The sequence below is a fragment of the Amycolatopsis pretoriensis genome (genome assembly GCF_900107925.1).
Lineage (GTDB): Bacteria > Actinomycetota > Actinomycetes > Mycobacteriales > Pseudonocardiaceae > Amycolatopsis > Amycolatopsis pretoriensis.
Map to the genome: position 1 here is coordinate 270,521 of NZ_FNUJ01000004.1, position 15,095 is coordinate 285,615.

13 protein-coding genes are annotated in these 15,095 nt (G+C 70.8%); 3 read left to right on the plus strand and 10 right to left on the minus strand.

What is annotated here, in order from left to right; translation table 11 throughout:
• Positions 1–5 precede the first annotated feature (5 nt).
• Positions 6–1,178, minus strand: coding sequence for a hypothetical protein (locus tag BLV96_RS18770; RefSeq protein WP_208608261.1), 1,173 nt, complete (start codon positions 1,176–1,178; stop codon positions 6–8).
• Between the two features lie 297 nt (positions 1,179–1,475).
• Between BLV96_RS18770 and BLV96_RS18775 the strand changes: the two genes are divergently transcribed.
• Positions 1,476–1,886, plus strand: a complete 411-nt coding sequence (locus tag BLV96_RS18775; RefSeq protein WP_086671867.1) for a DUF3151 domain-containing protein — start codon at positions 1,476–1,478, stop codon at positions 1,884–1,886.
• Between the two features lie 71 nt (positions 1,887–1,957).
• Here BLV96_RS18775 and BLV96_RS18780 read toward each other — a convergent pair whose 3' ends face one another.
• Complete coding sequence (locus tag BLV96_RS18780; protein WP_086671826.1) at positions 1,958–3,172, minus strand: lipase family protein; 1,215 nt, start codon at positions 3,170–3,172, stop codon at positions 1,958–1,960.
• 87 nt (positions 3,173–3,259) lie between these two features.
• Between BLV96_RS18780 and BLV96_RS18785 the strand changes: the two genes are divergently transcribed.
• Complete coding sequence (locus BLV96_RS18785) at positions 3,260–3,904, plus strand: TetR/AcrR family transcriptional regulator (protein ID WP_086671830.1); 645 nt, start codon at positions 3,260–3,262, stop codon at positions 3,902–3,904.
• On the opposite strand, the gene BLV96_RS18790 is transcribed toward BLV96_RS18785, so the two are convergent.
• From BLV96_RS18790 to BLV96_RS18805, 4 genes are all read right to left on the minus strand, one after another.
• Positions 3,901–5,064, minus strand: coding sequence for a GGDEF domain-containing protein (locus BLV96_RS18790; protein ID WP_086671832.1), 1,164 nt, complete (start codon positions 5,062–5,064; stop codon positions 3,901–3,903). The genes BLV96_RS18785 and BLV96_RS18790 overlap by 4 nt on opposite strands.
• Before the next feature lie 322 nt (positions 5,065–5,386).
• Positions 5,387–6,649, minus strand: coding sequence for an MFS transporter (locus BLV96_RS18795; RefSeq protein WP_086671834.1), 1,263 nt, complete (start codon positions 6,647–6,649; stop codon positions 5,387–5,389).
• Positions 6,650–7,195: 546 nt separating this feature from the next.
• A complete protein-coding gene (locus BLV96_RS18800; RefSeq protein WP_086671837.1) occupies positions 7,196–8,341 on the minus strand; it encodes an LLM class flavin-dependent oxidoreductase in 1,146 nt (381 codons plus the stop codon).
• A gap of 32 nt (positions 8,342–8,373) precedes the next feature.
• Entirely contained in the window at positions 8,374–8,607 is a 234-nt protein-coding gene (locus BLV96_RS18805) for a hypothetical protein (RefSeq protein WP_244180309.1), read from the minus strand.
• Between the two features lie 185 nt (positions 8,608–8,792).
• Here BLV96_RS18805 and BLV96_RS18810 point away from each other — a divergent pair, with 185 nt between their 5' ends.
• Positions 8,793–10,670 carry an FAD/NAD(P)-binding protein gene (locus BLV96_RS18810; protein ID WP_086671839.1) on the plus strand — a complete coding sequence of 626 codons (1,878 nt, stop codon included), beginning with the start codon at positions 8,793–8,795 and terminating at the stop codon, positions 10,668–10,670.
• Here the strand turns inward: BLV96_RS18810 and BLV96_RS18815 are convergent.
• From BLV96_RS18815 to BLV96_RS18830, 4 genes are all read right to left on the minus strand, one after another.
• Positions 10,654–11,760: a glycosyltransferase gene (locus BLV96_RS18815; protein ID WP_086671840.1), complete on the minus strand. Its 1,107-nt coding sequence runs from the start codon at positions 11,758–11,760 to the stop codon at positions 10,654–10,656. The two genes, BLV96_RS18810 and BLV96_RS18815, sit on opposite strands and share 17 nt — an antisense overlap.
• A 17-nt stretch (positions 11,761–11,777) precedes the next feature.
• On the minus strand, positions 11,778–12,671 hold the full coding sequence (locus tag BLV96_RS18820) for a glycosyl hydrolase family 18 protein (RefSeq protein ID WP_086671870.1): 894 nt from the start codon (positions 12,669–12,671) through the stop codon (positions 11,778–11,780).
• Positions 12,672–12,739: 68 nt separating this feature from the next.
• Complete coding sequence (locus tag BLV96_RS18825; protein ID WP_086671842.1) at positions 12,740–14,287, minus strand: dipeptide ABC transporter ATP-binding protein; 1,548 nt, start codon at positions 14,285–14,287, stop codon at positions 12,740–12,742.
• Complete coding sequence (locus BLV96_RS18830) at positions 14,284–15,078, minus strand: ABC transporter permease (RefSeq protein WP_086671843.1); 795 nt, start codon at positions 15,076–15,078, stop codon at positions 14,284–14,286. Before BLV96_RS18830 ends, BLV96_RS18825 begins: the two co-directional genes overlap by 4 nt.
• Positions 15,079–15,095 lie beyond the last annotated feature (17 nt).

The following is a 15,095-nucleotide window of genomic DNA, read 5'->3' on the forward strand; positions in this document are numbered from 1 at the left end:
GTGTGCTACGCGGTTACCCGCCTTGCGGACCACCGCCGGGAAGCCGGACCGGCCGCTGCCCAGAGGGCGAACACCCCGCCCAGCACCACCAAAGCCGTCCAGTACGCCACCGGCGGGGCCGACTCCGTGTGCGCGTCGCCCAAGACCCACGGCCGGAACTGCGACTGCACCCAAAACGCCCCGTACCCGAACGCCGTCACCAGCAGCGCACCCGCGCCGGCCCGCAGCACTCCGGAAGACATCGCGAACGCCAAGTCCACCGCCAACCCCACGAACAGCAGGTAGAACGGCACCGTCGACACCGGGAACCCCAGCCCGAGCAGCAGCGGCCACATCACCGACCGATAGGCCACATACGCCAGCGCCACCGCAGAAGCAGCCCAGCGGAAACCCAGTGTGCGGCGGGCCAACACCAAGATCAACGCCATCACCCCGATGCCCCACAGCGGGTACACCCACTCCGGGATCGGCATCGTGAAGTGCAGGATCGCCGTCCGGTCGACCGGGTGGCCGATCTGGTTGGCCGCGAACGAAAGCAGCGACGGCTCGGCCTCCGGCGCACCGCGCTCCCACGCGCGCAGCCCCAGGATCCCGTACTCCTGCTGGCCGTTCGGGAAGAACGTGTTCTCCAGGAAGAACGCCCACAGCGCGAGCAGCACGCCCGTCCGGAAGCGGCCCGGCGGGGACAGCCGGAGCCAGCCCAGCAGGACGCCCGCCTGCATGATGCCCGTGCCCAGGTACAACATCATGTGGGACGGGCTCCACGCCGTCAGGTCGAGACCGTTGACGCGGTGGTTGATGACGTCCAGCGGGGCCGCCACCAGGAACGTCAAGAGCCCGATCTGCATCAGGCGCAGCGACGTCTTGTCCGCGCCCAGGCCCGTGTAGCTGTGGATCGCCACCAGCACGACGATGATCACCGTGCCGACCGTGTTGATCAGGTGCGGCGGCGCCAGGTCGTCGCGCAGCCACATGAAGTGCCACGACATGTCCCACGACGAGCCCAGCAGCTTGAACGCGAACGCCGCCAGCCACATCCCGTAGCAGAACCGGAGCACCCAGTCCGGCGTCGGCTGCCCGGGGGCGCCGCGGTGCCAGTGCCGCGTGAAGAACAGCCGCGTCTTGCCGATCGGACTGCGCGGGATCACGTCCACCGGGACGTCGACTGCCTTGGCCATGCGGGACATCATGGCCGGTCATGGTCACGAGCGGGTCAGGACCGTGGCGAAAGACGCGAAAATGGGGATTCCCCCTACCTTCTTCCCCGCCACCACCCTCAACGGAGGCGCTTCGCGCCCGGGTTCACCCTTAGGGGTGGCGGATTTGCCTCCGGCGTGCCTCGGTTGGCATGGTGTGCCGCCATGATGCCGAAACGAGTTGTGGCCGCCGTCCTGGTCGGCGCTCTGATCCTGGCCGGCGGCGGGGTTCTCGCGGGCCTGTTCTTCTGACTCGCGGGGGTGGGCAGAATGGGCGGCATGACGCACAACCTGCTCGGCCCCGAGCCGACGCTGCTGCCCGAGCACACCGCCGCCCAGGCCGCGCTGGACGCCGGGACCGACCCGGCCGCCGTCGCCGCCGAACACCCCGACTACAGCGAGGCGTGGGCTTCGCTCGCCGAGAAGGCCTTCGACGCGGGTGAGACGGTCGCCGCGTACGCGTACGCCCGCACCGGCTACCACCGGGGTCTCGACCAGCTGCGCCGCGCCGGCTGGAAGGGCTTCGGCCCGGTGCCGTGGTCCCACCGCCCCAACCAGGGGTTCCTGCGCGCTCTCGCCGTGCTCGGCAAGGCCGCCGGGAAGATCGGCGAGACCGAGGAGTACGACCGCTGCCGCACGTTCCTCGCCGACTCCGACCCCGCCGCCGCGGAAGCCACCGGCCTCAAGTGACCCAAGTCCGTGAATGGCACATTCACGGACACTTAGTCCCTCAATGTGCCATTCACGGCCTACGGCAGACCTCAGAACAGGCCGCAGTTACTCAACGCGGGCAGGCCGGCGAAGCGCGCCTCCAGCCATGCGAACGCTTCCGGGAACGCGCGTACCGCCGTCAGCACGTGGGTCGGCACCAGTGACGTGCTGAACTGCACCTTCACGCCCTTGCCGCACCACGTCCGGCCCAGGTCGCGGTCCTGCGCGTAGGGCACGATGTCGTCGAGCGCGCTGTGGACGATCAGCACCGGCGCCGACGGCTTCAGCCGCCCGATCTTCTGCTCCGCCACCCGTGACGCATACGGCTCCTCGCCGAGGTACGCGGTGAGCGAGCGGCCATCGGTCGTCAACGTCGACGACTGCGTGAACGCGTGCGCGGCGATCGCCTCCACCGTGCACTCGGTCCGGACCTGCTCGAACAGCTGCTTGCCCCGCGCGTTGAGCAGCGCCGGGATGTTCAGCTCCGGGTACGCGTAGTTCATGCTCACCAGCGCGAACCCCAGGAACCCGACCGCGTAGTGGCCGTCGAGGTTCTTGGCCACCGAAGCCAGGTCCGCCGGCACCGCGCCCGCGTACGCGCCCTTCAGCTTCAGCTCGGGCGCGTAGCTCGGCTGCAGCTCCGCCGCCGCGGCCGACGCGCCGCCGCCCTGGGAGTAGCCCGCGATCGCGACCGGGCCGTCGTCCGGCAGGCCCGCCTCCGGCAGCCGCTGCGCCGCGCGGATCGCGTCGAGCACCGCGTGTCCCTCGGCGGCCCGGTTGACGTACGTGTGGTCGCCCGGTGTGCCGAGCCCTTCGTAGTCGGTGACGACGACGCCGTAGCCCCGCGTCAGCAGCCCGGCGATGAACGGGCCCTCGTACTCGAACCCGGCGGCAAGCGCTTTCGACGGAGCGCAGTCGTCGCCTTCGCCCTGCGTGCCGACGGCGTAGGAGACGATCGGACGGACGCCGGCGCCGTGCCACGCCGAGCGCGGGGTCAGCACCGTGCCGGTGACGGCGATCGGCGAACCGTGCGTATCGGTGCTGCGGTACATGATCCGCTGCACGTCCGCGTCGGCCTTGATCAGCTTGACCGGATCGATGTAGAACGTCGACGTCTCGTGCCGGATGACGTCACCGTCGCTGCCGGCCGGGAGCGGGGACGGGGGATCGTAGAAGGACGCGGCGGAGGCGCCGGGTGCCACCAGGGCCAGACAGGAAACCGTGGCGATCGCCGCGGAGAGGGCGCGGCGAGAGAAGATACGCATGCTTGCTCCTCGTTGAGCAGGTCGAGTGCGCGGGGAACACCTTTTCAGACAGAGGTGTCGAAAAAAGAGTCACGTGAGGTGGACCACATGTCAAGCCCGGCTCCGCGCGGGCGGCCGCGCAAGCTCCCGGTCGGGGAGCAGCGCGCCCGCGTGCTGCACGCGACGGCGAAGGTCGTCGCGCAGCACGGGATGCAGGGCGCGACGATCGAGCAGATCGCGCGTGAAGCCGGCGTTTCCCGCCAGGCCGTCTACGAGCAGTTCGGTGACCGCGCGACGCTGTTTTCCGAGGTCGTGGCCGTGACGGAGGAGCAGGCGTTCGCCGCGATCGCGAGCCCGGCGGTGACCGACCCGCAGCCCGGCCTGCGGGCCTGGGCGCGGGCCAACTACGCCAACATGGTCACCTTCGTCGCCGACAGCCCGGAGGCCTACGGCGTGCTCCGCGCGGCCGAGCGCGCGGGCGACCCCGCTCTCACCCGGTTGAGGGAGAGGCTGGCGGTCGTCTACGCCGGCGCCGCCCGCAAGAGGTGGGCGGCGCACGGCATCGACTCCGGCCGCGCCGACCGCGCGCTCGTCACGCTCTTCTTCGCGATGACGGAGTCACTGGTGCAGGCGACCTGGGACGGCGAGCCGCCGGACCAGGAGGCCCTGATCGACCTGCTCACCGAATTCACGGTCGGCGGCGTCGCCCGCCTCCAGACGAAGGCGAGCGACGTCATCGACCGGCTGCGCTAAGCCGCGGCGAGGGCCGCTTCGGCGGAGCCCACCACGCGGTTTCGCCCGCCGTGCTTCGCCGCGTACACGGCCGCGTCGGCGGACGCCATCACTTCCTCGATCGACGACCCGTCGAGCGGGTAGGACGCGACGCCGATCGACGCTGTCTGGCGTTCGATGTCCACGAAGGCGCCTTCGTTGGTCTTCGTGCTGATGATCAGCTCGCTGACCCGTTGCCGGATCCGTTCCGCCGTCACGATGGCGTCCTCCTTGGACGTCGACGGCAGCAGCGCCACGAACTCCTCGCCGCCGAACCGGCCGACCAGGTCGTGCGCCCGCGTCTCCTGCTTGACCACGGCCGCGACCGCCTTGAGCACGTCGTCCCCCGCGAGGTGCCCGTAGGTGTCGTTGATCCGCTTGAAGTGGTCGAGGTCGATCATCATGGCGCCGAAGCTGCCCTTGTCGCGCTCCGCGCGGGAAATCTCGCGCTGGGCGCCGTCCTGCCAGGTCGTGGCGTTGAGCAGCTGCGTCTTCTGGTCGGTCGTGGCCAGCTCTTCCAGCCGCTTGACCAGCACGGACCGCTGCAGCACGTACAGCGGCAGGATGACCAGCACCGACAGCAGCGGCTCCTGGCCGAGCACCATCACCAGCAGCCCGCCGACGCACAGCGTGGACAGTTCGAGCAGGTTGTCGTCCATGCCGCCGAGGCAGCTCTCGACCGTGGCCTCCTCCGGGTTGGCCAGGTAGAGGCCGAGCCCGGTGAGGGCCGCGTTGACGACGAAGTACACCGCCACCGCGAGCGAGACGGCGGCGACGCTCAGCCCGGTCGAGAAGTGCGTGACCAGCCCGGCCGAGCAGGCCGACAGCGTCGCGCTGGTGGCGTTCGCGGCGACCCGGTGCGGCTGGCCGGGACGCGTGCCCGACCAGCTGCGCAGCGCCAGGCCGACGTACAGCGTCACCCCGAGCAAGGTGACCAGCTGCGTCGGCAGCAGGAGCGCGGCGGGCAGCAGCCACACCGACGTCATGTTCATGTGCGGGCCGTCGCTCAGGATGCGCCGCTGGCGCTCGATGCGACGGCTGACCTCGGCCTGGGCCAGGGCGAGCGCGCCCAGCAGACCGAGGATGCCCAGGTGCTTCAGCGTGATCGTGGTGGTGACCGTGGCGACGGCCGTCCAGCCCACCAGTACTGCGATCGCCGCGAGCGTGACAGCGATCCAGCGGGGCGGCCGCCGCCACAGCGCCCAGCCCGCAACACCAGAAATCACGCCTTGTCCAGACCGTTCCCCCAATGTGACCATTTTTCCCCCAGACCCTTGCGCTCGGTGGTGGTGATGAACCACTCACGGACAGTTTCAGCCCGTTTGCCGTCTGTCCACAAGGGCCTTAGGTGTGTACATTTTCCGGGACGCCGGATCGAAGGGTGGCCAGCGATGCGTTCCAGAGATCAGTGAGCCGGAGCCGCGCCGCAAGGTCGCGATGACGAAACCAGCGTGTCGAGCGTGCTCAGGCGTGTTCGGCGCGCTGGGTCTCATAGTCATGCCCGCCTTCGCCCGCCCCCGAAAGCCGTGAGCGCCGCCAGGCGAGCGCGAGCGGAACCGTAAGTATCAATCCGGCAACGCCGAAGATGCCGACGGTCGTCTGCGCCCCGACGAGGTCCGTCAGCACGCCGCCGATGAGCGGGCTCACGCCCAGCATCGTCGTCAGTCCCGTGTTCGACAGGCCCATCGTCTGGGCGCGGTTCTCGTCCGGTACCGCGAGCGTCAACGACGCGGTCGCCTGCAGCAGCGCGACCGAGCCGAACGCGCCGGAAAGGACGAAGAGGACGATCGACACGTACGGGTTCGGCTGCGCGAAGCCGGCCAGCATGGGCACGGCGCCCAGCGCCGACAGCGGCCCGATCAGCTTCGGCCGTGCCTCGGCGGGCACCCACCGCGTGAAGACGAACGTGCCGATGACGCTGCCCACCGGGTCGGCCGCGAGCAGGAGCCCGACGAGCTCGGGGCCGCCGCCCGCCGACGAGACGTACGGCGCGGCGATCCCCTCGTAGACCGGCAGCAGGCCCATCAGCCAGGTGAACAGGACGAGCGCCCGCAGCGCGGGGCTGGCGAACGCCACCCGGCCCCCGGTGCCGATCATGGCGAAGAAGGGCTTGCGCTTCTCGGCGTTCGCGGCCGGCGGCCGCGAACGCACGCCGAACCGGACGAAGGCGGCCGACAGCAGGAACGTGGCGGCGTCGAGCACGAGGGCTACGTGCGGGTCGAGCGCCAGCAGCAGCGCACCGCCGCCGGCGAACCCGAGCAGCTGCGCGGTCTGCACGGTCATGCTCCGCACACCCATGCCGACGACGAACCGGTCGCCCTCGAGGATCTGCGGCAGCAGCGCGAGCTGCGCGGCCTTGAACGGCGGGTTCAGCAGCGAGACACCGGCGACGAGGACGCAGACCACCCAGAACGGCAGCGCGGGGATGGCGACGAGCAGGATCAGCCCGGCCCGCACGAGGTCGACGGCGACCATCACGGTCCGTCGCGGGAACCGGTCGGCGAGCCCGGTGAGGAAGATGCCGCCGAGCAGCGACGGCGCGAACGTCAGCGCGTAGGTGAGGCCGGTCAGCGTGGCGGAGCCGGTGGCGGTGAAGACGAGGATGGACAGCGCGACCCTGGCCAGCTGGTCGCCGGCGATGGACAGCAGTTCACCGAACCACAGCGACCGGAACTCGGCGATCCCGAACACCTCGCGGAACGTGACGCGATCCCGCGGAGCTGCCATGCGCTTTCTCCCGACCTCTTGTGCAGACCGTGCGCCTCGCATGACCGATGGTGATGAGAGGACCGGTCGGTCATGAGGCAGTCACGGTACGTGAGTTACCTCAGCCAGTGTCCCGTGACTGTTGGTAAATCTCTAGGTTCTTTCGCCGGTATCCAAGGTGTCACGGAGCTTTCCTGGACGAGTCAGACGATAGCCCGCAGTGTCTGGCTGGTCGCCCAGGAGTCACCAATGGATCATTCCGTACCCGATGGGCGGAGGACCAGAGGCAAAAGTAGCCACCTCGCGTTCGCGAGGTGGCTACTTGGTCCGGGCAGGGAGCCGGGAGTCTCGGCTGCGGCTTTGACCAGGGGGCTTCCGGCTGTGGCTCCGCCTGCCGCGGGGCTCGGCCCCGGCCGTGGGCCGTCGGTCCGGCGGCCGTCGGGAAAGCGGCTCGGCCCGGTGCGGGCCCGGGGCGGTGGGCTGGGAGCCGGGCGTCGCCGGAAAAGCGCCCGGCCGGGTGCGGCAGCGGCCTCCGCCGCCGAGGCCGGGCCACTCGGGAAAGCGTGGTCAGCCGTCGACGGCCAGGGCGTCCTCCGCCGGGGTCCTCGTGGCCTGCGCCGCTCGTGAGGCGTCCCTCTTCGCCACCTCTTCCCGGACGATCGGGATCACGTACCGGCCGAAGTCGATCGTGTCGCCGAGCATGTCGTAGCCCCGCGCCGACAGGATCTCCACGCCCAGGTCGTAGTAGTCCAGCAGTGCCTGCGCCACCGTCTCCGGGGTCCCGACCAGCGCGTTCGAGTTGCCCGCGCCGCCCGTTGCGGCCGCCGTCGGGGTCCACAGCGCGCGGTCGAAGCGCTCGCCCTGGGCCGCCAGCGCCAGCAGGCGCTGGGAGCCCGTGTTCTCCGGCTCGGTCAGCTTGTGCCGCCTGGTCAGCGGCTGCCCGCCCTGCGTCCGGTCCTTGATCGCCCCCACCGTCGCGTACGCCTTCTCCCAGGCCAGCTCCTCGGTCGGCGCGATGATCGGGCGGAACGCCACCTGGATCCGCGGCACGTCCGTGCGGCCCGCCGCCAGCGCCGCGGCCTGCACGGACTCGATCTGCTCCGCGGTCTGCGCGAGCGGCTCGCCCCATAGGCAGTAGATGTCCGCTTCGGCGCTCCCGGCGGCGTACGCGGCCGGCGACGAGCCGCCGAACGACACTCCCGGCCGCGGGTTCTGCACCGGCCGCACGTCGGAGACGTAGTCGGCGAAGCGGTAGTACTCGCCGTCGAAGCCGAACGGCTCGTCCGACGTCCACGCCTTCTTGATGATCTGGATGGCTTCGCGCGTCCGGGCGTAGCGCTGGTCCTTCGTCAGGTAGTCGCCTTCGCGCTGCTGCTCGTGGTCGTTGCCGCCGGTGATGAAGTGGACCGTCAGGCGGCCGTCGGAAATCCGGTCGAGCGTCGCGAACGTCTTCGCCGCGAACGTCGGGTACGAGACGTTCGGGCGGTGCGCCAGCAGGATCTGCAGCTTGTCGAGCTTCGTGGCGACGTACGCGGCCGCCTGCGCGGGGTCCGGCGAGCCGGAGCCGTAGGCGAACAGCACGCGGTCCCAGCCGAAGTCCTCGTGCGCGCGGGCCAGGCGCAGCGTGTACTCCTTGTCGAACACCCCGCCCGAGCGGGCGTGCGTCTCCGACCCGTCGTGCGTGCCTCCGATGCCCAGGAACTCGACCGGCATACCGTCCTCCATCCACGTCGGTACGGCCAGAGCTACGCCTCGCGAAAGAGAGCGGCAACGAAGTCCGCAGGGTGGAACCAGCGCCGGTTCGCCTCGATCACCTCGATCGACGCGCGGACCTGCTCGAAGGTGGGCGGCGCCGCCCGGTTGAACACGACGGTCAGGGACCGGCGCGGGATGACCACGAATTCGACGTCGACCCCGGCCGCCTCCGACGCGGCCTCCACGACGTCCCGCCAGTGCTCCGGGTCTGTTTCAGCGGCCAAGTCTTCGCAGTCGGAGGCATGCTTCGAAGGCCGCGGCGCCTGGGTGGACTACGGACAAATCCGCTCCTCTCGCCAACCTGCTCCGGGGATTCGGCGCCGCTCGCCGGAGTGTTTGGTTTTATTCCCGGAATTCCGGAGTATGGGAAGGACGCCCGGCGCCGGATCCCGCGCGTAGCTTCGGTCTCGTGGCCGATCGCGCGCCGTTCACCCTCGCCGTCGTGGGCGCCGGACCCCGGGGGGTCGGCGTCCTCGAGCGGCTCGGCGCGAACGCGGAGCTACTGCGCGACCGGCGGCTCGAGGTGCACCTGATCGACCCGTTCCCGCCCGGCCCCGGCCGCGTGTGGCGCTACGACCAGTCGCCGCTGCTGCGGATGAACTCCATGCCCGAGGACGTCACGATGTTCACCGACGAGTCGGTGACGATGACCGGCCCGGTCCGGCCGGGGCCGACGCTGCTGGAGTGGGCGCGAAAGGTGCGTGACGGCGCGCTCGACGCGGAGGTCCCACTTGACGTCGTCGCCGAGCTGACCGCCCTCGACAGCTTCGACTTCCCGACCCGGCGGCTGCAGAGCGCCTACCTGACCTGGTTCTACCGCAAGGTGCTCGGCGATCTCCCCGACGGCATCGACGTCGTCGAGCACGCGGCGCGCGCGGTGGGGGTCGACGGCCACACCGTCAGCCTGTCCGACGGCACGACCGTGCGCGCGGACGCCGTCGTCTTCACCGTCGGGCACCTCGACGCCGAACCGGACGACCGCGAGCGCGAGCTCGTGACGTTCGCCGCGCGGCACGGGCTCGCCTACTACCCGGCCGGCTACACCGCCGACGTCGACTACTCCGGCATCGCGCCGGGCGAAACCGTGCTGGTGCGCGGGTTCGGGCTGGCGTTCGTCGACCTGATGCTGCTGCTCACCGAGGGCCGCGGCGGCCGCTTCGAGGAGCTCGAGACCGGCGGGCTGCGCTACCACCCGAGCGGCGCCGAGCCGGTGCTGCACGTCGGCTCGCGGCGCGGAGTGCCCTACCACGCGAAGATCGGCTACCGGCTGCGCGGGAAACCGTTGCGGCTGCCCAGGTTCTTCGACGCCTACGCCATGGACGGCCTCGCCGGCGAGGCGCTCGACTTCCGCGCGGACGTCTGGCCGCTGATCGCGAAGGAACTGGCCTGGGGCTACTACAGCGAGCTGTTCACCGGGCACCCGGACCGCGTGTGCCTCGACTTCGCGGTGTTCGCCGACGCTTTCGCCGACCTGCCGTGGGATTCGCCGGGGATGCGCGACCTCGTGGCGCGGGCGGTGCCCGCCGAGGCCGACCGCCTCGACCTCGACCACCTGGACCGGCCTCTGCGCGGCCGCGAGTTCGGCACGGCGGAGGAGTTCGGCAAGGAGCTGCGGGAGTACGTCGAGGCCGACCTCGCGCGCCGGGCGGACCAGGAGTTCAGCGCCGACCTCGGCGCGTTCATGGCGTTGCTGTCGGTGTACAGCCAGCTGCCGGTGCTGGTCCAAAAAGGACGGCTGGATGCGTCGTCCCAAGTGTCCGATATGGACGGATGGTTCCACGGCTTCTTCTCGTACTACGCCAGCGGGCCGCCGCCACGCCGGCTGGAGGAGCTGCTGGCGCTGCACGAAGCCGGCGTGGTCTCGTTCGCGGGCGCGGAAATGCGGGTGACGACGGACGGCGGCGCGTTCGTCTCGACGAGCGCCAGCTACCCGGGGACGGTGCCGGCACGCACACTCGTCGAGGCGCGGCTCCCGGGCCCCAGCGTGACCCGCGCGGCCGACGGCCTGCTCCGGCAGCTGCGCGACGCGGGCGAGCTGGCCGAGGAGACGGTCGCGGACCCGGTGACCGGCGCGTTGCTGCCGTCGGGCCGGATCCACACGCGGGTGTCGGACTCCCGCCTCCTCGACGGCACCGGCCGGCCCCACCCGCACCGGTTCGCGGTGGGCCCGCACACGAGCGCCCGCTCGGCGGCGGCGTTCACGCGCCCTCGCACGAACGCGGCGAGCTTCCGCCAGAACGACGCCGTGGCGCGCGAGATCCTGGCGCTGGTCAGCCCGCCCAGCTGACGATCTCGGCCAGGACCTGGTCCGGCGACGGCATTCCCGCGATCTCGGCGGCGATGCCCCGGGCGATTTCGAGTGGTTTCGGGTCGGTGAGCAGCTCGCGCGCCGCCGTCTCGATCGCGGGGATCCGGATCGCGTCGCCGACCAAAGCGCGTGCGGCGCCGAGGGTGGACAACGTCTCGGCGTTGGCGAACTGGTCGGCGCCCTGCGGCAGGATCAGCTGCGGCAGCCCGGCCGCGAGCGTGGCGAGCACCGTGCCCGTGCCGCCGTGGTGCACGACCAGACCCGCGTGTTTCAGGACCTCGGCCTGCGGCACGAAACCGGCGACCTGGACGCGAGCCGGCAGCTCACCCAACGCCGCGGGATCGCCGGGACCCAGCGCCACCAGCACGTCGACGTCGAGGCTCGACAACGCGCGGATCGCGCCGCGCAGGACGTCCGTCGCGCCGAAGACCACCGTGCCCAGCGTCAGGTAGACGAAACCGTCTTCGGGCAGGGGCGGCAGCGGGACGTCCGGGTCGTACGGCGTCGGGCGCATCCGGAACACCTTCGGGATGCCCGCGGTGCCCGGGTCGCGGACGCTGTCCGGCCAGACGTCGACGCAGGCGTCGCCGAACAGGGCGTCCGAAGGCAGTGTTCCCCAGAGCGGCCGCAGCCGTTCCGCGGCGACGGCCAGGACCTCCGGCGGCATGGACCGCCCGATCACGACAGAGACGGCGGGGATGCCGGCGCGGCGGGCGGCGATCCCGGCGCCGACGTCGCTCATCTCGTAGACCACCAGGTCGGGACGCAGCTCCGGGAGCAGCGGCGTCAGGTCGTCGAGCAGCGACTGCGGCAGCAGCTCGGCGAACATCGTGATGCCGACGTCGAGGAAGCCCGCGTCCTCACCGTGGCGTTTCTTGGCTTCGGCCTCCGCCTCGCCGATGCCGATCCCGGCGCGGTGGACTTCGAAACCCAGGTCGCGCACCTTGGGCACGAACGCCTCTCCGGTGCCGAACACGACGTCGTGCCCGGCCGCTTTCGCCGCGTTCGCGAGCGGCAGCAGGGGAAACAGGTGGCCGTACGCCGGGCGGCACGTGAAGAGGATGCGCACGCACCCGAGCGTACTGCTCAGCCCTTCACGACCGGAGCGATTTGCTGAGCCCACTGCTGCGGCGCGGACGTCCCGCCGGGCAGGGAGTTGAAGTACTCCCAGCCGTCGATGCCGCCGAAGTCCGCGTACTTGCTCTTGAGGCTGCGCACGGTCGACTGGAGGGTCGACATGGCGACGTACCCACTGCAGTTGGCGGGGTTGGTGACGGTCCCGGCGACGACCTTGCTCGCCGGCACGATCCCGCGGCGGATGATGTTGTCGTAGCCGGAGGTGCTGCTCAGGGACCCCCAGCCGCAGTAGAACTGCGCGTTGAACCAGGAGATCTGCGCGCCGCGGTCGCGGTAGAGGGTGTCGTAGTTGAGGCCGGAGAGCCCGCCGCCGCCGCTGAGTTCGGTGGCGACCGGGGCGAGGGTGACGAGGAACGAGCTGCCGAAGTCGGCCCGGAGCGCGTCGATCAGCTTGTTCAGGGCGGCGTTCGACATGTGCTCTTCGACGTCGAGGTCGATGCCGGAGAGCGAGTAGGTGCGGATGAGGTTCCGCAGCAACGGGTAGTAGGTGTCGAACTGGGTTTCGAGCCGCTGGAAACTGCCCGCGGCGGCCCCGCCGACGAACGCGAGGACGTGCACGCCCTGGCTGCGCAGGGTGGCGAGGTCCTGCCACATCCGCGTGAACTTGGCGGCGTTCGGCGGATCGTCGTTGAGGTGGACGACGCTGTTGGTATCGAGGTGGATGGCCCCGACGATGACGTCCGTGGCCCCGGCGTCGCGCAGCGGGAGCGGCGAGACGTAGGTGGAGCCGTTGTAGATGGTCTGGTAGTAGAGGACAACCCTCCGCCCGGCGGCGGCCGAGGTCGGCACCGCACCCGAAATCATCAGCACCAAGGCCACGAAGGCCACGCCGATCCTCCGCATGGTCCAGACCATACGTCGCTCAGCGCAGTGGGAAAAGCACTCACCGTCGATCCTGTCCGGTTTCTGTCTCAGCCCACCTCTTGGACCGACCGCCCGGGAATCGCGGCCAGCAGTTCCTTCGTGTACTCCGCCCGTGGCTCCTCCAACACTTGCGCCACCGGTCCCAGCTCCTCCAGCTTGCCCGCGCGCATCACGCCGACCTGGTCCGCGAGCTGCCGCACCACGGCCAGGTCGTGGGAAATGAACAGGTACGACAACCCGAGTTCGGCTTGCAAATCCGCCAGCAACGCCAAGATCTGCGCCTGCACCGAAACGTCCAGCGCCGACACCGGTTCGTCGCACACCACCAAGTCCGGCCGCAACGCCAGCGCCCGGGCGATCGCCACCCGCTGGCGCTGACCTCCCGACAGCTCCGCCGGCTTGCGGCGCGCCACCGACGACGGCAAAGCCACCTGGTCCAGTAACGACGGGACCCGGTCGCGCGGCAGCTTGAACGCCCGCAGCGGCTCCGCCACCACCTCCTCGACCGAAAACTTCGGGTTCAGCGACGCGTACGGGTTCTGGTACACGATCTGCATCCTCCGCCGCAACCGGCGCAGCTCCTCGCCCGACAACCCAGTGATGTCCTGGCCGTCGAACGACACCGATCCGGACGACGGCGTTTCCAAGCGCAGCAGGAGACGCGCCGTCGTCGACTTGCCCGAGCCCGACTCGCCCACCAGAGCCAGCGTCTGGCCGCGAGGGATGTCGAACGAGACCCCGTCGACGGCGCGAATTCCGTCGAACGACTTCGCCAGGTCCCGCACCGACACCAGCGGCTCAGTCGGAGGTGCGGGCGGCCGAAGCGTGCTCGACAAGCTCGGCGCCGCCGCGATCAGTTGCCGCGTGTACGGGTGTGTCGGCGCGCTGACCACCGACGTCCCCTCTTCGACGACCGACCCCTGCGACAGCACCACGATCCGCGACGCGCGGTCTGCCGCGACGCCGAGGTCGTGCGTGATCAGCAGGATCGCCGTGCCGGACTCGGACGCCAGCGACGTCAGGTGGTCGAGGATCCGGCGCTGGACCGTGACGTCCAGCGCCGACGTCGGCTCGTCCGCGATGATCAGCTTCGGCCGCCCGGCCAGCGCCGACGCGATCAGCACCCGCTGCCGCAGCCCGCCCGACAGCTGGTGCGGGTACTGCCGGGCGCGCAGCTCAGGCGAGGGGACACCCGCGCGTTCCAGCAAGGAAATCGCCTCCAGGGAAGCCGAACGCCGGTCCGCGAGGCCGTGGATCTTCAGCACCTCCGCGACCTGGTCGCCGATCCGGTGCACCGGGTTCAGCGACACCGCCGGGTCCTGCGGCACCAGCGCGATCTCTCGCCCGCGCACCGATCGCCACCGCCTTGGCGACAGCGACAGCAGATCCCGGCCGTCGAAGGTGATCGAACCGCCGTCGACGCGACCGCCGCGCGGGAGCAGGCCGATCGCCGCGTGCGCCGTCGTCGACTTGCCCGAACCCGATTCGCCGACAACGGCGACCACTTCGCCCGCGTCGACGTCGAACCCGACGTCACGCACGGCCGGCACTCCCCGGTACGACACGGCCAGGTCCGAAATCCGCAGCAGGCTCATCGGTCTCCTCCGTCCAGCGCGCGGGACAGCCGGTTCGCGGCGAGGACCACCGCCGCGACCGTCAGGCCCGGGAACGTCGTCATCCACCACGCGGTGGCCAGGAAGCCGCGCCCGCCCGCGACGAGCGAGCCCCACTCCGGCGTCGGCGGCGTCGCGCCGAAGCCGAGGAAGCTCAGCGCCGACACCTCGAGCACGGCCGTGCCGAGGGTCAACGTCGCCAGCGCGAGCACCGGGCCGGCCGCGTTCGGCAGGACGTGCCGCAGCAGCACGCTCGACCAGCGCACGCCGGAAGCCCGCGCCGCCTCGACGAACACGCCGTTTCGCACGCGCAGCACCTCCGCGCGCATGACCCGCGCGAAGGACGCCAGGTTCGCGATGCCGACGGCGATCGCGACGTTCGTCGTGCCGAAGCCCAGCGCGGTGACCAGCGCCAGCGACAGCAGGATCGGCGGGATGGCCAGGAAGACGTCGACGACCCGCATGATCACCGTGTCCGCCCAGCCGCCGCGGAACCCGGCGAGCAGACCGAGCGCCGAGCCCGCGGCCAGCGCCACGAGCACGGCGATCGCGGTCGCCCGCAGCGAGAGCGACGCGCCGTGGATCACCCGCGCGTAGACGTCCCGGCCGGTCTCGTCGGTGCCGAACAGGTGGTGCGGCGACGGCCCTTGCAGCCGCTCGGCCGGGACGCCGGTGATCGGGTCGTACCCGGTCAGCAGCCCCGGCACGAAGGCGGCGAGCAGCACGAACACCAGCACCACCACCGCCAGCACCAGTCCAGGCGGAGCTTTCACGTGAAAGCTCCGCTTTG